The organism is Aeromonas finlandensis, assembly GCF_000764645.1.
Classification (GTDB): domain Bacteria; phylum Pseudomonadota; class Gammaproteobacteria; order Enterobacterales; family Aeromonadaceae; genus Aeromonas; species Aeromonas finlandensis.
This window is the reverse complement of sequence record NZ_JRGK01000061.1, coordinates 1-19,937: the sequence shown is the minus strand read 5'-3', so window position 1 is coordinate 19,937 and position 19,937 is coordinate 1. Positions and strand designations below refer to the sequence as shown.

Annotated in this window: 15 protein-coding genes; 8 read left to right on the top strand and 7 right to left on the bottom strand. The window is 60.5% G+C overall.

The window, feature by feature from the left end:
* Positions 1-123: 123 nt before the first annotated feature.
* Genes bcsG through bcsC form a run of 7 tightly spaced genes read left to right on the top strand, consistent with a single transcriptional unit; the run spans position 124 to position 11,988 of the window.
* On the top strand, positions 124-1,785 hold the full coding sequence (bcsG, locus tag LD28_RS0107940) for a cellulose biosynthesis protein BcsG (protein WP_033136448.1): 1,662 nt from the start codon (positions 124-126) through the stop codon (positions 1,783-1,785).
* A 13-nt stretch (positions 1,786-1,798) separates the two neighbouring features.
* Entirely contained in the window at positions 1,799-2,002 is a 204-nt protein-coding gene (gene bcsR, locus LD28_RS0107935; RefSeq protein WP_033136447.1) for a cellulose biosynthesis protein BcsR, read from the top strand.
* The gene (locus LD28_RS0107930; protein WP_033136446.1) at positions 1,999-2,667 is read left to right on the top strand and encodes a cellulose synthase operon protein YhjQ/BcsQ; all 669 of its coding nucleotides are present in this window, start codon (positions 1,999-2,001) and stop codon (positions 2,665-2,667) included. The genes bcsR and LD28_RS0107930 overlap by 4 nt, the downstream gene beginning before the upstream one ends.
* On the top strand, positions 2,661-5,228 hold the full coding sequence (bcsA, locus tag LD28_RS0107925; protein ID WP_033136445.1) for a UDP-forming cellulose synthase catalytic subunit: 2,568 nt from the start codon (positions 2,661-2,663) through the stop codon (positions 5,226-5,228). The genes LD28_RS0107930 and bcsA overlap by 7 nt, the downstream gene beginning before the upstream one ends.
* Positions 5,225-7,450 (top strand): cellulose biosynthesis cyclic di-GMP-binding regulatory protein BcsB, encoded by a 2,226-nt coding sequence (bcsB, locus tag LD28_RS0107920; protein WP_081959463.1) that lies wholly within the window; start codon positions 5,225-5,227, stop codon positions 7,448-7,450. Before bcsA ends, bcsB begins: the two co-directional genes overlap by 4 nt.
* Before the next feature lie 3 nt (positions 7,451-7,453).
* A complete protein-coding gene (gene bcsZ, locus LD28_RS0107915) occupies positions 7,454-8,563 on the top strand; it encodes a cellulose synthase complex periplasmic endoglucanase BcsZ (RefSeq protein WP_033136443.1) in 1,110 nt (369 codons plus the stop codon).
* The gene (gene bcsC, locus LD28_RS0107910; protein ID WP_033136442.1) at positions 8,545-11,988 is read left to right on the top strand and encodes a cellulose synthase complex outer membrane protein BcsC; all 3,444 of its coding nucleotides are present in this window, start codon (positions 8,545-8,547) and stop codon (positions 11,986-11,988) included. Before bcsZ ends, bcsC begins: the two co-directional genes overlap by 19 nt.
* Positions 11,989-12,027: 39 nt before the next feature.
* On the opposite strand, the gene LD28_RS0107905 is transcribed toward bcsC, so the two are convergent.
* Positions 12,028-12,303, bottom strand: a complete 276-nt coding sequence (locus tag LD28_RS0107905; protein WP_033136441.1) for a metal/formaldehyde-sensitive transcriptional repressor — start codon at positions 12,301-12,303, stop codon at positions 12,028-12,030.
* Between the two features lie 71 nt (positions 12,304-12,374).
* On the opposite strand from LD28_RS0107905, the gene dmeF reads away from it, so the two are divergent.
* A complete protein-coding gene (dmeF, locus tag LD28_RS0107900; RefSeq protein ID WP_033136440.1) occupies positions 12,375-13,343 on the top strand; it encodes a CDF family Co(II)/Ni(II) efflux transporter DmeF in 969 nt (322 codons plus the stop codon).
* A 181-nt stretch (positions 13,344-13,524) separates the two neighbouring features.
* Here the strand turns inward: dmeF and LD28_RS0107895 are convergent, their stop codons facing one another.
* The 6 genes from LD28_RS0107895 to lpxL form a co-directional block, all read right to left on the bottom strand.
* Positions 13,525-13,773, bottom strand: a complete 249-nt coding sequence (locus tag LD28_RS0107895; protein ID WP_033136439.1) for a hypothetical protein — start codon at positions 13,771-13,773, stop codon at positions 13,525-13,527.
* Positions 13,774-13,842: 69 nt separating this feature from the next.
* Positions 13,843-14,421 carry a DNA-J related domain-containing protein gene (locus LD28_RS0107890; RefSeq protein WP_033136438.1) on the bottom strand — a complete coding sequence of 193 codons (579 nt, stop codon included), beginning with the start codon at positions 14,419-14,421 and terminating at the stop codon, positions 13,843-13,845.
* Positions 14,422-14,626: 205 nt separating this feature from the next.
* Positions 14,627-15,148, bottom strand: coding sequence for an MltR family transcriptional regulator (locus tag LD28_RS0107885; RefSeq protein WP_033136437.1), 522 nt, complete (start codon positions 15,146-15,148; stop codon positions 14,627-14,629).
* Positions 15,149-15,281: 133 nt separating this feature from the next.
* Positions 15,282-16,427 carry a mannitol-1-phosphate 5-dehydrogenase gene (locus LD28_RS0107880; protein WP_033136436.1) on the bottom strand — a complete coding sequence of 382 codons (1,146 nt, stop codon included), beginning with the start codon at positions 16,425-16,427 and terminating at the stop codon, positions 15,282-15,284.
* A gap of 37 nt (positions 16,428-16,464) precedes the next feature.
* Complete coding sequence (locus LD28_RS0107875; protein WP_033136435.1) at positions 16,465-18,387, bottom strand: PTS mannitol transporter subunit IICBA; 1,923 nt, start codon at positions 18,385-18,387, stop codon at positions 16,465-16,467.
* Between the two features lie 623 nt (positions 18,388-19,010).
* Positions 19,011-19,934, bottom strand: coding sequence for an LpxL/LpxP family Kdo(2)-lipid IV(A) lauroyl/palmitoleoyl acyltransferase (lpxL, locus tag LD28_RS0107870; protein ID WP_033136494.1), 924 nt, complete (start codon positions 19,932-19,934; stop codon positions 19,011-19,013).
* Between the last annotated feature and the right edge of the window lie 3 nt (positions 19,935-19,937).

The window sequence follows — 19,937 nt, the reverse complement described above, 5'->3', positions numbered from 1 at the left end:
ACGCATAAAGATATTTAACTAGCCACATGCTATGCTGCTGGGCTAAATAACTTTGTTATCAATTTTGAGGTTGAGCCCTGGCCGCAATTGTCCGGTTTGGTGGTGACAGCCAGACCGGTTTCAATGACGCGACATACATCTTCAGACTCTCTTTCTCCCTTTCCCTTGAACTGGTTTGGTTTGGGGGGCTGGAACCTCTATTTTCTGGGCAAACTGGCGTTGCTGTGGGGGGGATATCTCAATTTTCACCCGCTGGCCAATTTGGTCTTTGCCGCGTTTCTGCTCTTTCCGCTCCCCTCGACGCTGATGCGGCGGGCACGGTCGTGGATCGCCCTGCCGGTAGGTGTCGGGCTCTTATATCACGACACCTGGCTGCCCGGTTTCGAGAGCATTGTCAGCCAGGGAGGACAGGTTTTCTCTTTTACGGCTGATTACTGGCTGGAGTTGCTCGAGCGCTTCATCAATTGGGAGATGGTCGGGGCTGGTTTTGTCATGCTGACGACCTACCTGTTTATGGCGCAGTGGTTACGGTTTACCCCCTGGGTGCTGGCCGCGCTGCTCTGGCTGTGGCTCTCCCCCCAGTTGTTGCGTGTCCTGCCAGAGGGGAGTGCTCCTGCATCCAGTGTGGCTGCCCAACCGGTTAACGGTCTTGTGGACAACGGGCAGGGGGCAGCGGAACTGGAACAGCAGCTTGGCCAGAGTGCTCCCCCCACCAGTGCCAACCTCAATGCCTATCTCAATGACTTCTATCAGGCAGAGCGTGGGCGCGAAACCCGCTTTCCGCAGCAGTTGCCGGCCAAGGCGACACCCTTTGACGTGCTCATCATTAACATCTGCTCCCTGGCCTGGAGCGATGTGGAGGCGAGCGGTCTGCAGGAGCATCCGGTGTGGCGGCGTTTCGACGTGATGTTCGACAGCTTTAACTCGGCCACCTCTTACAGCGGCCCGGCATCCATTCGTCTGCTGCGTGCCAGCTGTGGTCAGCCCAGTCATCAGGATCTCTATCTGGCCGCCCCCAAACAGTGCCTGTTAATGGATCAGTTGGCTCAATTGGGCTTCGAGAAACAGGTGGCACTGGATCACTCCGGCGCGTTTGGTAATTACCTCAAGGAGCTGAAAGAGCTGGTCTCGCTCGAGACGGAACCCATGAGCAGGAAAGACTTGCCACATGATTTGGCCTCTTTTGATGGTGAGCCCATCTATCGGGATGATGCCCTGTTTGCGCGCTGGTTGAATGAGCGAGGCCAGAGCCAGGCCATTCGCAATGCCACCTTCTTTAACCTGATTGCCCTGCACGATGGCAATCGTTATGCCAAAAATCGGCAGATTGCACCCTACAAGGCGAGGTTGAGAACCTTGCTGGATCAACTGGATCACTTCCTCTCTGAGCTGGATCGATCCGGGCGCAAGGTGATGGTGGTAGTGGTGCCGGAACATGGTGCGGCCCTCGCCGGTGATCGCATGCAAATGTCAGGTTTGCGCGATATTCCCAGCCCTGCCATTACCCGTATTCCAGTCGGAATTGCCTTTATCGGCACTCGTGCCCCCCATGAGCCAACCCGCCATATCACAGGAGAAAGCAGTTACCTCGCCATGTCCGAGCTGGTTGCAAAAACGCTGGGGAGTGATCTGTTTGATGCCCCGACCATCGATTGGGATGGTTTGCTGAACAACCTGCCTAAAACCCCAATGGTGTCGGAGAACCAGGGAACCGTGGTGGTGCATTATCAAGATGGCTATCACATCAAACTGGGACAGGGCGAGTGGGTTCCTTACCCCCAATAATCCGGAGTGCGGCATGACGATAGATGAGCAGGCAATCAAGCCGGTACCTTTTGAGGTTCCCGTGGAAGGGGATGGGGTTACTGATATCGAGCTGGTCCAGAGGGCGTTTGGTGTCAGCTTTCAGTATCACGACATCGCTCTGGAAGAGCATCTGGCCGATGTCCGGTCACGCTTTCCTCTGCTTGCCGAGCTTGATTTAAAGAGGAAAGCGGAGTGATCACCGTTGCACTGCAAGGGATAAGAGGGGGCGTGGGGACGACCTCTATCGTTGCCGGGTTGGCGTTGGCCGCCTGGCGGCAGGGCGCCAGGGTGCTGGCTGTCGATCTTTGCCCTGACAATCAATTGCCGCTCCATTTCGGGAGGCCTCACGATGAGGTGTGCGGCTGGGGCTTGCTGGCTGATCCGGCACACTCGTGGCGCACCGCCATTCATTGCTGGCGACCGGGTCTGGATCTGTTGGCGCAAGGCGGTGTGGCTGGGCCGCTATCTGTCGACTGGTTGTCTGTCGTGGAGGGTTACGATCTGGTGCTGCTGGATCTGCCTGCAGGCGTGACACCGGTGGCCGTTACCCGATTGCTCACCGTGGTCAATGCCGACGCCAATGCCCACACGCGGCTCTATCGCCATCTATTTGTTCCGCATGAGCAGGTGGTGGTGACCCAATTTACCAGTCGGCGTGCGTTGCAGCAGGATCTGCTCGACCTCTGGATGGAGGGGGGGATCCCGATGCTCTCCATCCGTCTGCACCGGGATGAGTCAATGGCGGAGGCGATGGCGGCCAAGTTACCGGTGGGTGAGTACGCCCCCGACAGCCTGATAGCTCATGAGCTGGATGCGCTGGCGCGCTGGTGTATCAACCACAGTAGTGCGTCTTCATGCTAGCTGCCTTGCTGACACCTGCCGCGCTCTGCTGGTTACGGCGCAGTTATCGGGAGTTGCGAGACGCGGGCTCATCCCGCTGGGCTGCCTCGTCAGTGACGCTGCTGCGGCTTTTGGCATGGATAGTGTTTCCCCTTGAGGGGGCGGCCTGGCAGCGCGTGCGTGCCAATAGAGATATCTTCTATCCGCATGTGACGCACACTCGTCCCGGCGATCCCCTGCGCTTGCTGTTACAGACGGTTTGGTTGCTGGTGCGCAGGCCTGAACCCAGGCCTCTCCACTGGCCGGCCTGGTGTCAGCGGGTATGGCAGAAAGGCACCTTGTGGCTGGAGGGGCAGCTGGCGCACTTCGAGCGCAGCCAGTTGCGGCAGTCACGCAATGCCGTGGCCGTTGCCAGATGGAAGAGCATATTGCTCTGTACCGTGGCGGGGCTGTTGAGTCTGATCTGTATTACCCAACCGTTTGATCTTTATGCCCAGCTGGTCTTTGTCCTCATGCTGGCCGTGATGGCATTCGTGCTGCGCGCCGTGCCGGGGCGCTATCCCATGCTGATGATGATGGTGCTCTCCCTGACCGTCTCATGCCGCTATATCTGGTGGCGCTATACCTCCACCCTGGACTGGCTTGATCCCATAAGCCTGTTCTGTGGTTTGTTACTGCTGGCGGCGGAGACCTATGCCTGGGTTGTCCTGATCCTGGGATACTGGCAGACCGCATGGCCACTCAATCGCCCACCGGTACCGATGCCCGCTGATATTGCCAGCTGGCCTTCGGTGGATCTGATGATCCCCACTTACAACGAGGATCTGGCCATCGTCAAAGGGACGGTTTATGCCTCGCTGGCGCTGGACTGGCCAAAGGACAAACTGACCATCTGGCTGCTCGATGATGGCGGGCGCGAGGAGTTCAGGCAGTTTGCCGAAGAGGTCGGGATCCGCTATGTGGCGCGAGCCACTCACGAGCATGCCAAGGCGGGCAATATCAACCATGCCCTCAAGCTGGCGAGTGGGGAACTGGTGGCCATTTTCGACTGCGATCACCTGCCAACCCGCTCCTTCTTGCAGATGACGGTGGGGTGGTTTTTCAAAGATCCCGCCCTGGGTCTGGTGCAGACACCCCACCACTTCTTCTCGGCCGATCCCTTTGAGCGCAACCTGCATCGTTTCCGCAAAATGCCTAATGAGGGCGCGCTCTTCTATGGGCTGGTGCAAGATGGCAACGATATGTGGGATGCCACTTTTTTCTGCGGCTCCTGTGCCGTCATCAAGCGCTCGGCACTGGATGAGATTGGCGGGCTGGCGGTCGAGACGGTGACCGAGGATGCCCACACCTCGTTGCGGTTGCATCGCCGGGGGTACACCTCCGCCTATATGCGGATACCACAGGCGGCAGGGCTTGCCACCGAGAGCCTGTCGGCCCATATCGGCCAGCGTATCCGCTGGGCGCGCGGCATGGTGCAGATCCTGCGGCTGGACAATCCGCTGTTTGGTAAAGGGATTAGCCTCGGGCAGCGGCTCTGCTACTTCAACGCCATGCTGCACTTTCTGTCCGGTGTTCCGCGGCTGATCTTTTTGACCGCTCCACTGGCCTTCCTGATCCTCCATGCCTATGTCATCTACGCCCCCGCGGCAGCGATCGCCCTCTACATGTTGCCACACCTGCTTCATAGCGCCCTGACCAACTCCCGGATCCAGGGCAAGGTGCGCCACTCCTTCTGGGGGGAGGTCTACGAGACCGTGCTGGCCTGGTATATCGCGCGGCCCACCACGGTGGCCCTGTTCGCGCCGCACAAAGGCAAATTCAACGTGACCGCCAAGGGGGGATTGACGGAGGAGGTCTATCTCGATCTGGAGGTATCGCGTCCCTATCTGATCCTGGTGCTGCTCAATATCTGCGGTCTGGGATTCGGCATCTGGCGGATTCTGGTCGGGCCGTCCGATGAGATCCCGACCCTGATCCTCAGCATGTTGTGGGCCCTCTACAACATGACCATTCTGGGTGGCGCATTGGCCGTTGCCTTCGAATCACGGCAGGTGCGCAGCAATCCCCGGGTGGAGATGGCGATGCCTGCCGCCATCAAGCTGGCCAATGGGCATCTTTATCCCTGCACCCTCAGTGACTACTCGAACGGTGGTGTCGGGGTGCGCCTCGATACCAGCTTGCCGCTGACGGGCAAGGAGCGGGTCTGGCTGTTGTTGCGCTATGGTCGCCGGGAGGCCGCATTTCCTGCGCGGGTGCAACGGGTATTTGGCAGCCGCCTCGGTCTGGAGCTGGAGCCAATGGACAAAGCGCAACATATTGCCTTTATCCAGTGCACCTTTGCCCGCGCCGATACCTGGTCCCTGTGGCAAAAACGGTTGGGCAGCGATCGCCCGATACACAGTTTTTTCCAGATAGTTCAGCTGGGTTGGGGGGCTTACTGGCGTCTGCTGCGCTCCACACCACTGGCGCCATTCTGCATTCTCAGTGAGAAGCTGGTGTTCTGGCTGCTCTCTTTTGTTCCACGTCGTGTCTCGCCGGATTATCGGTCCGGGAGAGCGACAGCACAGACAGTAAAAGCATGATGAAACCAAAACCTTACCTGCTTGCATTGATACTGGCGGCTCCCGCGGTATCGGCGACTGAGATGACGGGGCCGCAGCCTGCGGTGGAGGCACCGGTACGCACTCGTTCCATGACGCTGGAGCAGATGGCTGCACAGCCGGGTACGCTCGCGCTGCGCGGCAACGCACCTGATGGCGTCGCGGATTTCACCGTGCGGCGTGACGAGGTGGTGACTCAGGCCACGCTGGATCTGGACTTCACCCCTTCGCCTTCCCTGTTGCCGCTGATCTCCCAGCTCAAGGTCTATCTCAATGACGAGCTGATGGGCGTGCAGCCCTTTGTGGACAAGCAGATGGGGCAGCGAAGCTATGCCTCTATGGTGCTTGATCCCCGTTACGCCAAAGATTTCAACCGGCTCAAACTGAACTTCATCGGTCACTATCAGAAGGTCTGTGAAAACCCGGCCAGCGATACCCTGTGGCTCAATGTCAATCGGGATACCCGGCTCAATCTGCAGTTGCAGACCCTGCCGGTGCGCAATGAGCTCTCCTTCTTCCCGATGCCGTTTCTCGACACCCGCGATGATGCGCAGCTGGTGTTGCCCATGGTCTTTGCCGGGGCGGTTTCGCTGGAGCAGCAACAGGCCGCGGCCGTTCTCGCCTCCTGGTTCGGGGCCAAGGCCAAATGGCGAGGGCAGCATTTCCCCGTGCTGATAAACGAGACGCCAAAGCGTAATGCCATCGTTTTTGCGACCAACGAGACTCGGCCTGATTTTCTGAGTGACTACCCCAAGGTGACGGGGCCCACCATCGACATGGTGAGTTCCCCTGATAACCCTTATGTGAAGTTGTTGCTGATATTGGGGCGCAATCAGGATGATTTGCTGCTTGCCAGCAAGGGGATCGCTCAGGGGAATGTGCTGCTGCGCGGTCAGAGCGTCCGGGTTGAGGAGCTCAAGCCTCTGGCGCCAAGAGTGCCCTATGACGCACCCAACTGGGTCAGACTGGATCGTCCGGTACGGTTTGCCGAGTTGCTCGACTATCCGGGTCAGTTGCAAGCCAGCGGGCGAGCCATCTGGCCGCTGGATATCACCGTCAAATTGCCACCCGATCTCTATCAGCCGGGGGCGAACGGGATCAAGCTGCAGCTGGATTATCACTACACCTCGCCGGTTTTGCATGACGGCTCCCGGCTGGACGTGAAGGTGAACGATCAGTTGATGAAGTCGTATGCCCTGGAGCCCGACGCGATCAAGGGCAAGCAGTTGCTGACGCTCCCCCTCTGGTTGACCGGCGATGATGAGTCCAGAGCATTGCGGATGCCCGGGCTCAAGAGCGGGCAACCCAATCGTCTCAGTTTCGCCTTCCAATATGGTCAGCAGTTTATGGGCGGGCACGAGGATGGGCGCTGCGATCTGCTGTTGCCACCGGCTCATCAGGTTCGGATTGATGAGAACTCGACCCTCGACTTTACCGGCTACCGTCATCTTATTGAGATGCCCAACCTCAAAGCCTTCTCCGGTGCGGCTTTCCCCTTCAGCAAGCTGGCTGATCTATCTGAAACCCAGATAGTTATGCCGGTTAAACCATCTCCTGATCAGATAACGACTCTGCTCGACACCCTGGGGGCGATCGGTGCGGAAACCGGTTATCCGGCCCTGGCGGTGACCCTGGCCAATGACTGGCAGCAGGTGCGGGATGCCGACCTTGATACCTTGCTGATCGGCGCGCTGCCCGCCGAGTTCCGCCACGATGCCGAACCGGATGCGCTGCTCGCTTCGCTGCAGAGTTGGGTGAATCAGCCAAGGCGCGAGTTCAGCGCGGTTGAGCACTCGTCGGCCAACGACCGTCAGCCAGAGGCCCGGGTCGGGATCAGCGGGAATGATGCGATAGCCGTGGTGCTTGGTCTGCAATCCCCCGTTCACCCGCAGCGCAGTGTGGTGGCTCTGCTGGCCGATGGTCACGCCGGTACCCGATTGCTGAACGAGACAATGCAAGCTCCTTCGCTGCGGGCTCAGGTCGAAGGCTCGGTGGCAATTATCCGGGAGGCCGGGGTCACTGCGCTGGATGTCGGCGATCGCTACGAGGTGGGCTATCTCCCTTGGTGGGAGCGCGTGTGGCATCTGCTGGCCAACCATCCGGTGCGGTTGGCCGGTATCACTCTGCTCAGCATGTTGCTGCTGGGATGGGGTCTCAGGTTGCTGCTGGCCGGGCTCAGCCGTCGTCGTTTGAAGGAAGAGTAAGAGATGAGAAAGATGATCCGACAGATCGCGGTAGTGCTGCTCTGGTGTGCCAGCGCACTCCCGGCACGAGCCGCGTGTGACTGGCCCGAGTGGCAGCAGTTCAAGCGGGATTACATGACTGCCGAGGGACGGGTGGTTGACCCGTCAGATGCGCGTCGCATCACCACTTCGGAAGGGCAGAGCTATGCGCTCTTTTTCGCGCTGGTCAATGATGATCGGGAGACGTTCGAGCAGGTGCTGAACTGGACTGAACGCGAGTTGGCAAAAGGTGATCTGACCGGTTTCCTGCCCGCATGGTTGTGGGGACAGCAGGGAGAGAAGTGGGGTGTGCTGGATGCCAATAGCGCGGCAGATTCGGATCTCTGGATCGCCTACAGCCTGCTGGAGGCCGGGCGTTTGTGGCAGAACCACAGCTATGAATCCATCGGCACCATGTTGCTGCGTCGCATCGCCCGGGAAGAGGTGGCACGAGTGCCGGGCTTGGGGCCGGTGCTGCTGCCGGGGCCCAAAGGATTTGTGGCGGAGAACCGCTGGACGATCAACCCCGCCTATGTGCCACCCCAGTTGCTGGCTCGCGTCGCCGGGTTGCAGGGGCCGTGGCAAGAGATGCACAAGCAGTGGCCCGCCATCTTGATGGCCAGTGCACCCAAAGGGTTTGCCCCTGACTGGGTCGACTGGCAGCAACCGACAGGCTGGGTGAGCAACGAAAAACATGGGGCCCGTGGCAGCTATGATGCGATCCGGGTCTATCTCTGGCTCGGTATGCTCAGCGCTGACGATCCGGCGAGACAGCAACTGGTGGCCCACTTTGCTCCCATGCAGGCCTATATCAATCGTACCGGCCAGGTTCCGGAGCGTATCGATACCGCCACCGGCAAGGTTGAGGGAAGTGGTGCAGGCGGTTTTGCCGCGGCCCTGCTCCCTCTGATGCAAGGGGAGCCCGCTCTTGATGGGCTGCGTGCGCAAGTTCGCCAGCGCGGCTGGGATGCCCATGCCTACTATGGCAGCGTGTTGACGCTGTTTGGGTCTGGTTGGGATCAGCAGCGCTATCGTTTTGCGGCAAATGGCAATCTGATCCCCCGCTGGAGCGAGCAATGTCATCAACCAGAGTGACATCCCTCTGCCTGGCGCTCGGGTTGCTGATGGCTGGCAACACCTACTCTGCGGTGGAGCCGGTCAGCTGGCTGCTGGAGCAGGTGCGTGTCGGGGAGGCGACCCATAACGAGGCGCTGATCAGCAATTCGCTCTACTCCCTCTCTCTGGTTGAGCCGAACCACCCCGAGCTGCTGGCGGCCAGGGCCCGTCAGGCACTGCGCCTCGGGAAGCAGGGGGATGCCCGACAGGCGCTGGCACAACTGGCCAGTGTGGCGCCGGATTCGAGTCAGTACCGACAGATCATGGCTGCACTGGCGCTCGATGCGCCTGCGCTGCGGCAACAGTTGCAGCAGGCTCGCGTGCTTGCCAGCGCAGGGCGTTTGCAAGAAGCGCAAGGGGAATACCGGAAACTGTTTGGCCAAGATGGGCCACCGACACTGGATCTGGCGGTGGAGTATGCGCTGCTTGAGGCCCGTATGCCCGCTACACGTCAGACCGCGATGGTGACGTTGCTGGATCTTGAGAAACGCTATCCCGGCCATGCGGCGTTGCGGGTCGGTCTGGTGAGCAACCTGCTGCAGGATGGTCGCCAGCAAGAGGCCACGGCACTGTTGAAGCGCATGGCGCTTCATCCTGATAGCCGTGATGCTGCCGCCTCCCTCTGGCTCGCCTCGATCCGCGATATGCCGGTTGGCACCGCGAGCATGGATGCCTTGCGGCAATTCATCGTGACCTTTGGTGCTGACAGTGGTGTGGATGAGGCGCTGGCACTGCTTGATACCCAGGAGCAGCAGTGGGCATCTCCGGCCTTTCGCCAGCGTCAGCAGGTCCTGGCGCGCAGCCAGACAGGCAAGGCTTCGATAGGGGAAATCAAGGCCGCACTGGCGGCTAATCCAGATGCTCAGGGGTTGAGAGGGGCACTGGCTGAAGCCTACTCACGGGATAACCGGCGAGCGGAAGCGGTCGCCCTGCTGGAGCAGTTGTTACGGCAGCCTGACGTAGCCGGGCGAGCAAAGTGGGAAAGTCTGCTGGCGACCAACCGTTACTGGTTACAGCTGGATCGCGCTGACAAGGCGGCGAGCGCGAGGCAGTGGGACGAGGCGGTCAGCCTGTACCGGCAAGCAACCCGGCTAGATCCGCAGGAGGCCGAGGGGTGGCTTGGGCTGGGGGATGCAGAGCACGCTCGGCAGCAGGATAAAGAGGCGGAGCTGGCCTATCGCAAGGTACTTGCCTTCGCTCCCGGCAACGAGCGGGCGCTGGGGCGTCTATTTGATCTTTATGTGAAGCAGGACCCGGCCAAAGCAGTGGCGCTGGGCAAACAGAGTCGCTCTCCTCGCTTGCAGGCACAAGCTGCGCAGCTCAAGGCAACGCAGTTGGAGGAGGAGGCCGATATGCTTGCTCTGGCGGGCAAGTGGCCGCAGGCAGTCGCTCGCCGTCAGGAGGCATTGCGCTTGCGGCCTGATGATGTCTGGTTGGCTTACCGGTTGGCTGGGGATATGACGCATGTCGATGGCGCTGCCGCGGGTGAGCATCTGCTGCGGCAACGTCTTGCGGCCACGCCTCGAGATCTCTCATTGCGTTATGCCACCGCACTCTTTCTTTCCGGACAGGGCAACCTGGCGCAAGCGCGCTCTTTGCTGGCCGAAGAGCCCGCAGCCCGCTGGACCGAAGATATGAGTGAGCTGGGTAGTCGACTTGCTCGCCGGGAACTGGTTGCACACGCTACCCGACTGCGTGAGCAGGGCGATGAAGTCGCAGCCGAGCGGTTGCTGCAACCCCTGCTGCCTGACGAGGATATTGCATTGCTGTTGGCGCAATGGGCGGCGGTTCGCAGTGACACGGTACGCGCAGCGCAGCTCTACCAAGGTATTCTGGCCGAACATCCGCAGCATCCCGATGCGCGCCTTGGTATGGCCGAGATCGCGTTGGCCAGAGGGGATCGCCAAGCTGCTTATCAGTGGCTGCCTGTGTGGCCCGATAACCCATCGCCAGATAAGGTGAATCTCTATCGTCAGGCCGCCAATCTTTACCAGCAGCTGGGGGAGCCTGACCTTGCACAGGAGATTTTTGCCACCTATACCCCGCTGGTGTCCGGACTGCCCTCCTCTCAAGAGACCACCCTGTTTTGGCGCGACGCAGCACGCCAGCGTTTTGCCAGCGGAGACAACGAGGGGGCCCTGGCACTGGATAGAAAGGCCCTGCTGGCCAGCGGCATTATCCCCCGGGAGGATATATCCGATGGAGAGCTGAGCGAGCAGGCGCGTAGCCAGCGTGATGACGATTGGCTGCTCTCCGGCCTACGCAGCGATCTTGATCGGCACTATCGTCAGGAGCAGACCACCTTCTCGTTTGACAGTGACTACTGGGGCTCCAGTGGTACGCCGGGCGTGTCCAATCTTCGTGCCCTTACCCAGATGTTGCAGCTGGATATGCCTTTGGCAGGCGGAACCTGGTTCAACCGACTCGAGCTGGTCGAGATGGATGCGGGCTCCTTGCCTGACGCTCCCTATCAGGAGCGGTTTGGCTCCTGCGCCGAGGTAGATTGCAGCGGTATGGAGCGGCAGCGCCAGCGGGGGACGACGGTGGCTGCTGGTTGGCATGATGATCGCTGGTCGTTTGATCTGGGGACAACACCGCTCGGGTTCGAGGTGGTGGACTGGGTCGGCGGGGCGAGCGTGAAAGGGGATTGGCAGCGTGTAGGGTGGAGTGCGACGTTATCACGACGCCCAATCAATAGCTCTCTGCTCTCCTATGCCGGTGCAAGCGACCCAGGCAGCGGGTTGATTTGGGGCGGGGTGCGTGCCAATGGGGTTCGTCTGGACTTGAGCCACGACCTGGGCGGTAATACCGGTTTTTGGGGAAGCGTTCAGCAGCATCTCCTGACAGGAAAAAATGTGCCTGACAACTGGCTCACCCGGCTGATGGGCGGCAGTTATTACAAGCTGGTCAACGAGGAGCAGCGCCGGGTCAGTGTCGGACTGAGCTCCATGTGGTGGCACTATCAGCAGGATCTGAGTGGTTACACCCTGGGGCAAGGGGGGTATTACAGTCCCCAGCGTTACCTCTCGCTGGCGCTCCCGGTCAGTTATCGGCAACGGGTGCAGGATTGGTCCTGGGAACTGGGTGGGTCGGCCTCCTGGTCGAAGGCCAGAACCGATGACAGTCGCCGCTATCCTCTGCCCGGTCTGTTGCCGGATGGTTTGCCGGATCAGGATGCCACCGTGGCCGGTGGCAGCAGCAGTGGCATGGGTTACACCCTCAACGCGCTGGTCGAGCACCGGCTGACCGATCACTGGCGCATCGGCGGCCGGATCGATATCCAGCAGGCGGATGACTATGCCCCCAGTCATGCCACCCTGTTTTTGCGCTACACCTTCAAGCCGTGGCGGGGGGATCTCGATATGCCACCGCTGCCCCTGACCCCGTACGGGGAGTTTGATTGACGAGACGCCCGGCTTGCTGCCGGGCGTCTTTGCATTGTACTACTTCAAATAGGATCGCAGGACGTTGACCACCTGATCCAGATCCTCCAGCCGCTCGGCAGGGGTGGCATCGGCGGCGCCGAGATGCTCGCGCATATGCCCCTCCAGCACCTCCAGCATCAGGCCGTTGACGGCGCCGCGGATGGCGGCGATCTGCTGCAAAATGGCGGCGCAGTCGCTCTCCTGCTCCAGTGCGCTCTCCAGCGCCCCGGCCTGTCCCTTGATGCGGCGCACTCGTGCCAGCAGCTTTTTCTTGTTGTGAATGGTGTGGGACATGGCGGATCCTCTCGATCAATAAAACTATACTGGGGTATAGTATATTGCATCATCGCTCCCAGGAGAAATCCATGTCATCCCTCGCTCAATCACACTGCCATCACCCCGTCATCCACGAGGGCAATCCACTGGCCGAACAGAAGACCCGCTGGGCCGTATTGCTAACCATCATCATGATGGTGGCGGAGATCGGCGGCGGCTGGTTCTACAACTCCATGGCACTGCTGGCTGATGGCTGGCACATGAGCTCCCACGCGCTGGCGCTCGGTCTCTCGGTGCTGGCCTATCGCGCCGCTCGCCACTTTGCTCGCGACCACAGATTCAGCTTCGGCACCTGGAAGATCGAGGTGCTGGGTGGCTTCACCAGCGCTCTGCTGCTGGTGGGGGTGGCCGGGTTGATGCTGTTCGAGTCGGTATTCCGGCTGCTGGACCCCAGCCCGATCCACTATCAACAGGCGATCGCCATCGCGCTGGTGGGGCTGCTGGTGAACCTCGCCTGTGCCTGGTTGCTTAAGGATGATCACGGCCATCACCACCATCACCACGGCCATGGGCATGGGCATGGCCACCATGATGATCATCACGACCACGATCACTCGCACGATCATCACCACGGTCATCAGGATCTCAACCTGCGTGCCGCCTACATCCACGTGCTGGCGGATGCGGCCACTTCCGTGCTGGCAATTCTGGCGCTGGTAGGGGGCATGTTGTGGGGGGCCGACTGGCTCGATCCGCTGATGGGCATAGTGGGTGCCGGGCTGGTGGCGGTATGGGCCTGGGGGCTGCTGCGGGACTCCGGTCGGGTGTTGCTGGACGCGGAGATGGATGCCCCGCTGGTGACGGAGATCCGCGAGGTGATAGCCGACTTGCCGGATGCCGAGATCCGCGATCTGCACGTCTGGCGGGTGGGGCAGCAGCAGTATGCTTGCGTGATCTCTTTGCTGATGGTCAATCCGCTACCAGCGCAACAGATCCGCGAACGGCTGGCGATCCATGAAGAACTGGTACATGTGACCATCGAGATTGCCACCGAATAGCCATATGTTCTGGCGCGCCATGGCAAGAGCGCTCGCAATTGACACAATTGTGCTCATCATGCGGCGTAAATGGCATGGTGTGGCTTCAGTGAGGCGTGCGACAGGCTTGTGCCATCCCCATGAACTGGATGGCACAAGTATCACTGGCGTGTTGAGGTCTATTGAGAATTGATTGTTAGGCTCAGCGTTCGAAGAAGCGGTAGAGGTGTTCGACCTGGATCGGGCAGTCGGCCACCAGATGCACATGTTCGCGTGCCTGACTGACCGTGCCGAAACTGACCGGGCAACCAAGGGTATCGGTCATTTCATAGCGGGTGCCATCCTGGCCTCTGAACTCGATGAGCCAGCCTGAAATAGCGATGTCATGGATAAGTTCAGCTTCCATGAGGAGCTGTTGCTGATAGAGCTTACGAAGTTCACTGACTGTCATGATGCTCTCCTTTCCTTTGGGGAATATCCACCTCCAGTCTATGCCTGCCCTCTATGTGCGGCAACGGGATCATCCACGCAGGCACTCCCAGGCCCAGCGGATGCGAATAAAGGTCTCGGTATCCCCGCCGCGATCCGGATGGTGCTGCAGCGCCAGCTCCCGCCAGCGGCGGCGGATCGCCTCCTGACTTGCCCCTTCCGTCAGCTCGAACAGTGCCAGCGCTTCCTCTTTGTGTCCCTCCCCGTCATAGGCACGCCAGAAGCGGTTGAGCAGGGCTTCCACCTCTGCCCGGTCGGTCTGCCAAAACACCTGCCAGTCGAGATAGTAGCTGCGCAGATTTTCGCCAAGGGCAAAGGCGTGGTTGGCATCCAGGGTCTCGGCCAGCGGTTCGAGCCGGATATCCAGGGTGCTGATCACCAGCCACCACCCCTCGTGCCAGAGTTCCGCCTGCAACTGGTAGAGGGCGTTCATTATCAGGAAGTTGACCCGAAACAGCTGCAGCTGCTCATCGTCGGCCAGCATCGGAATCGCCCCCTGCTGGCGCAGGGCGGACATCAGCTCGTGCACCTTGTAGCTGCCCGCCGCCTGTTGCAGCAGGGCCAGCAGGGGGGCGATCAGCGGATTGTGATGGGGGATTGAGTCACTCATGGGGTAGCCATCCTGCACCAAGGCAACGACGCCACAGCTGCTTGCCCGAAGGGGAGGAAACACACATGCAAACCTCGTTACGAAACAGTGGTCGTGGGGGGAGACGGGTTTGGCCAGAGTGACATTGGTCGCCACGGGGAGCAAGCAGATCGCAGTGCCAGAGGCTGGAGATGAGGGCCGCCACCGCAGCGGCCTCGGGGCCGGATTAGATGGGGCTCTCCTTGTGGAGCTCGCCGACACAGTCGGCCAGCGCCAGTACCAGTGCGGAGCGCACCATCTGATCGAGCCGGTTGAGCTGCATCTGGTAGAAGGCCCAATCCTCTTCGCTGGCGGGGGGCTCCAGCTTCATCATGCCGCCCTGATTGACCCCGTGCAGGCGGTTGAGCAGGTCGCGGATCGGCTTGTCGCTGAAGCGGTAATCCTTGGGGTCGCGCACCAGAAAGTCGCGGATCTTGATATAGGCTTCGATATCCTGATAGCGCTCGAGGGAGATGAGGCCGAGGGCGAAGATGAGCTTGAGGCGCACCTCCAGCTGGCCGAGGGGGCCGCTCTGGTTGAGCAGGGGTTCGATGGCGTATTTGACGGCATACTCCTCCTGACGGAACGCGCGTCGCATCAGGGAGTCGACCGCCTCTTCCAGGATGGTCACGGCTTCGAGAAAGAAGCCGCGGGGGCCATCCTGCTCGTTCAGTCGTTCCAGTACTTCATCTTCCTGGTGTGTGGTCATAGGTGTATAGGGTCCAGCTGACAGGGAGAGAGTGGGCCTCTCTCCCGGTTTTTATCATATGGGGCACATTCCCTTGCCATTCAAGCGCTTGGCGCGCTATCAGTGGTGGCTGAATGCGCCGCAAGCAGGGTTATTACAGGGTTTCGTAACGGGCGACGATGGCGCGAACCACCTCGCTCTCTTCATCCAGTCCGGTGACACGGGCCAGCGCTTTGGCCGGGCCCAGCTCCGCCAGCAGGGCTTGCAACTCCACCGCCTGCGGGTCATCGGCATTGCGATAGTGGAGCGCTGCAGCGATCCCCTCCTGCAACTGCTCGTTTGGCAGGCCGTACTCCAGGGTGCCGAGCAGCGGCTTCACCAGTCGATCCCCCGCCGCCAGCTTGCGCAGCGGCTGACGACCGACCCGGTCAATCTCGTCCACCAGATAGGGGTTGGCGAAGCGGGCCAGGATCTTCTCGATGTAGGCGGCATGCAGGCGCGGGTCGAAGCCGTAGCGTTTCACCAGCACGGCACCGCTCTCCTCCATGGCGCGGCGCACCTTGCTGCGGATCACCGGATCTTCGATTGCCTCGCGCACTGTGCGGTAGCCCCGCAGCTTGCCGAGGTAGGCGGTGACGATGTGGCCGGTGTTGAGGGTGAACAGCTTGCGCTCGACGAAGGCCATCAGGTTGTCGGTGGGCTCCATACCCGCCACCTGGGGCAGCTCCCCCTTGAACTGGGTCTGGTCGACGATCCACTCGCTGAAGCTCTCGACCGTCACTTCCAGCGGGTCATCGTTGGCAGCCGCGGCGGGCGGTACGATGCGATCCACCGCCGAGTCGACGAAGCCGATGCAGGATTCGAGCGTGGCATGATACGCGACTGGCAGGTACTTGAGTACCTCCTGCTTGAGGTGGCTGGTGCCGCGCACCATGTTTTCGCAGGCGATGACGTTGAGGGGGGTCAGGTTGCCAGCATCGAAGCGGGCCTGCAGCCCCTTGGCCAGGGTGCTGGCAATCTTGTCCAGAATGTTGGGGCCGACGGCGGTGGTGACCAGATCGGCGGTGATGATGCGGGCGATCACCTCGTGACCGGCGGAGCTGACCGCTGCCACGTTGCGCACCACGTCCAGCTTCTGATCTGCCCCCACCACATGAACCTTGTACTCCTGACGGTGGTTGAGCTGATCGATAAGAGTGTCGTTGACGTCGGCGAAGGTGACCTGATGGCTGGCATCTGCCAGCAGTTTTCCGATAAAGCCGCGACCGATGTTACCAGCACCAAAATGCAATGTTTTCATGATATTAACCTCTTGAACCAAAGACGATGAAAGATGATTACGCAGCCTGTTCGGCACCCAGCAGATCCAGGAAAGCCTGGGGGTCCGTGGTGCTGGCCAGCCGGTCGATGAGACCGGGTTCATCCAGTGCATTGGTCAGGCGGGTTATCACCTGCATGTGTTCGTCGTTGCGGGCGGCGATGCCGATCACCAGTCGCGCCACCTCATCAGCCGCCTCGCCAAAGGCGACCCCGGCCGGGTACTGGCAGATGACGATGCCGGTACGCTTCACAAACTCCTTGGCGGCGATGGTGCCGTGGGGCACGGCGATAGATTCGCCGAGGTAGGTGGAGACCAGCTGTTCACGCTCCAGCATGGCGTTGACATAGTCGGGCGCCACGTAACCGCGCTCTGCCAGCAGTCTGCCTGCGGTCAGGATGGCGGCCTCCTTGTTGTCCGCTTTCAGCCCCAGATGCACGTCATGACGGCTCAGGGTAAAGACTTCGGCCGCTTGCGGTTCGTAGCTGTCGTCGTTGGCCGCCACCAGCAGTTGCGGGTTGGCGACATCATCGTTGGCGGCCTGAGTCAGGCTTTGAACCAGCTCCTGATAGAGGCCGTTGTCGAGGAAGTTGGTCAGGGAAATATGGTGAGCATTCGGCGCATGGCGACGGGCCCGCTCGGTCAGATCCTTGTGGGTAATGACCCAATCCACCTGATCGTCGAGCTGATCGATGGCGCGGTTGGTGACGCTGATGTCGAGCCCGGCGGCCTGTACCCGCTTGCGCAGCATGCCGGCGCCCATGGCGCTGGAGCCCATCCCCGCATCGCAGGCGACCACGATATTGCGCACCGCCATCAGTTCGCCGCCCGGCTTCTTGGCCGCTGCGGTTTCGGGCTTGCCGCCCTTCATGGCTTTCATCTTACGAGTGGCTTCACCGAGGGCATCGGCCTCGTCGGCTTCCGGCTGCTGGGCGCGGACGAACACGGCGGCGACCAGGAAAGAGACAAGAGTAGCGCTGATGATGGAGAGGGCGACCCCGATCAGGGAGGCCTTCGGTGTCATCAACAGCACGGCGAAGATGGAGCCCGGCGACGCGGGGGAGACCAGACCGGCGTTGAACAGCGTCAGGGTAAAGACCCCGGTCATGCCACCGGCGATCACCGCCAGAATGAGGCGCGGGTTCATCAGCACATACGGGAAGTAGATCTCGTGGATGCCGCCGAAGAAGTGAATGATGGAGGCGCCAGCCGCGGACTGCTTGGCCGCACCACGACCGAACACCATGTAGGCCAGCAGCACGCCCATGCCCGGGCCCGGGTTCGCTTCTATCAGGAAGAAGATGGAGCTGCCGTGCTCGGTCGCCTGCTGGATCCCCAGCGGCGAGAAGATGCCGTGGTTGATGGCGTTGTTGAGGAACAGGATCTTGGCCGGTTCGACGAAGATGGAGGTGAGCGGCAGCATGTGGTTTTCCACCAGGAAGCCGACACCACCGGCCAGCAGGCCGGAGAGCACCTTGACGAAGGGGCCAATCACGAAGAAGGCGAGGATCGCCAGCAGCATGCCGATAAGGCCGGCGGAGAAGTTGTTGACCAGCATCTCGAAGCCGCTCTTGACGCGACCGTCCATCGCCTTGTCGAAGCGCTTGATGGCCCAACCACCGAGCGGGCCGACCATCATAGCGCCCATGAACATCGGGATGTCGGTGCCCACGATGACGCCCATGGTGGTAATGGCACCGACCACGCCGCCGCGCTCACCGCCCATCAGCTTGCCGCCGGTGTAGCCAATCAGCAGCGGCAGCAGGTAGGTGATCATGGGGCCGACCAGCTTGGCCAAGGTTTCGCTTGGCAGCCAGCCGGTGGGGATAAAGAGGGCAGTAATAAAGCCCCAGGCGATAAAGGCGCCTATGTTGGGCATGACCATATTGGACAGGAAGCGTCCAAAATTCTGTATCTTGACTTTGGTATCCGGTGATAACATGTCGGGACCCCGTTTTAAGCCTGTTTGATTAAAAGTGGTAGTCGGGATGGCCGGTTTTGCCGAACCGCCATCCCGGTCGTCTAAGCAACTTCAATCTACCAGCTTGCGATCAAATTAGGCTGAAAACGGGGTGTCTTGTGATCTACCTCTCAGATACCACGCTATACCCCCTCCACAACCAGTGACCAAGATCACATTAGAGTGCTGTAATTAGGCTACATTTCGCTCTTCTCTGTTTTGAATGACCGTTTTTTGTGACTCAGATCACCAAGGTTGCTTTGTGGTGTCTTTGCATAAAGGTGATCTGCGTCACAAATTCGGTTTTTGTATTCGAATGGGGCAAATCACTCAATAACTCATCAGTGGGTAGTGACGATGGATCTATCGAAATATCCAGCTAATTACCAATGAATCAATAAATTTGTAACCCGCTTTCAGTTTTTACAGTTGGTGATGAGGGCTCTTTTGCGGCTGATTGATGGGGATGGTGCAAACATGCAGGATGTTATGGCGCGGCTGACGTTTGGGGGGGCTTGCCGCTCAGGGCTGACAGCAGATAAAAACAAACCGCCAGCAGGCGGTTTGTCGGTTTTGGCGCTGTGGCCCTTGTCGGGCATTGCCGCTTAGTAGAAGCCGGCATCCTCGGGGGAAGGGCGGGTCTTGAAGCGGCGATGGAGCCACATGTACTGCTCCGGCGCCTTGCGCACGGCGGCTTCAATCTCTCGGTTGGCGCGGGCGGCATCGACCATGTCGTCACCGCTGGGGTAGTCGGCGAGCGGCGCGCCGATATGCAGGGTGTAACCCTCGCTGGTGCGGATGTTGTAGCAGGGCAGGGTGACGGTGTTCTTCACCCGCGCCAGGGTGGCGGTGCCGGTGATGGTGGCCGCCTGCTCCACCGCGAAGTAGGGCACGAACACGCTGGCGTGGGAGCCGTAGTCGTGATCCGGCGCGTACCAGAGGGCGTCGCCGTTGCGCAGCGCCTTGATCATCCCCTTCACATCCATCCGGTCCACCAGATATTTGTTGGAGGCGCAGCGACCGTGGTACTGGGCATACTCCAGCACCGGGTTGGTGTTGGGGCGATAGACCCCCACGCCGGGGCGCACCAGACCGAAACAGCGAGCGTTGAGCTCCAGGGTCAGGAAGTGGCAGGAGAGCAGCAGCATGCCCTGACCTTTTTCCATGGCGGCGATGACATGCTCTTCCCCTTCCACCTTCATCAGGTTGCGCATCCGCCAGTCTGGCCAGAACCAGGCGATACCCACCTCGAACACGGCGCAGCCCACGCTCTCGAAGTTTGCCTTAAGCAGTTTCTCCCGCTCATCCCGGCTCAGCTCGGGCATCGCCAGTTCCAGATTGCGACGGGCAATCTTCACCCGGGATTTCAGCACTTTAGCGGCGAGATGACCGAGCTGACGGCCCAGCCACATCTGGCTGCGCCACGGCAGCAGAGTCAGCAGCCAGAGCAGGGCAAGGCCGAACCAGCTGGCCCAGTAACGGGGATGAAACAGGCGGGGCTCCAGGCGGGGAGCGTTGTCATGGGCCATGGC

Bases quoted from the DNA above. Each gene is read 5' to 3' on its own strand.
- bcsG (WP_033136448.1), top strand. From the start codon at position 124: ATGACGCGACATACATCTTCAGACTCTCTTTCTCCCTTTCCCTTGAAC.
- bcsR (WP_033136447.1), top strand. From the start codon at position 1,799: ATGACGATAGATGAGCAGGCAATCAAGCCGGTACCTTTTGAGGTTCCC.
- bcsA (WP_033136445.1), top strand. From the start codon at position 2,661: ATGCTAGCTGCCTTGCTGACACCTGCCGCGCTCTGCTGGTTACGGCGC.
- bcsB (WP_081959463.1), top strand. From the start codon at position 5,225: ATGATGAAACCAAAACCTTACCTGCTTGCATTGATACTGGCGGCTCCC.
- bcsZ (WP_033136443.1), top strand. From the start codon at position 7,454: ATGAGAAAGATGATCCGACAGATCGCGGTAGTGCTGCTCTGGTGTGCC.
- bcsC (WP_033136442.1), top strand. From the start codon at position 8,545: ATGTCATCAACCAGAGTGACATCCCTCTGCCTGGCGCTCGGGTTGCTG.
- LD28_RS0107905 (WP_033136441.1), bottom strand. From the start codon at position 12,303: ATGTCCCACACCATTCACAACAAGAAAAAGCTGCTGGCACGAGTGCGC.
- dmeF (WP_033136440.1), top strand. From the start codon at position 12,375: ATGTCATCCCTCGCTCAATCACACTGCCATCACCCCGTCATCCACGAG.
- LD28_RS0107895 (WP_033136439.1), bottom strand. From the start codon at position 13,773: ATGACAGTCAGTGAACTTCGTAAGCTCTATCAGCAACAGCTCCTCATG.
- LD28_RS0107890 (WP_033136438.1), bottom strand. From the start codon at position 14,421: ATGAGTGACTCAATCCCCCATCACAATCCGCTGATCGCCCCCCTGCTG.
- LD28_RS0107885 (WP_033136437.1), bottom strand. From the start codon at position 15,148: ATGACCACACACCAGGAAGATGAAGTACTGGAACGACTGAACGAGCAG.
- LD28_RS0107880 (WP_033136436.1), bottom strand. From the start codon at position 16,427: ATGAAAACATTGCATTTTGGTGCTGGTAACATCGGTCGCGGCTTTATC.
- LD28_RS0107875 (WP_033136435.1), bottom strand. From the start codon at position 18,387: ATGTTATCACCGGATACCAAAGTCAAGATACAGAATTTTGGACGCTTC.
- lpxL (WP_033136494.1), bottom strand. From the start codon at position 19,934: ATGGCCCATGACAACGCTCCCCGCCTGGAGCCCCGCCTGTTTCATCCC.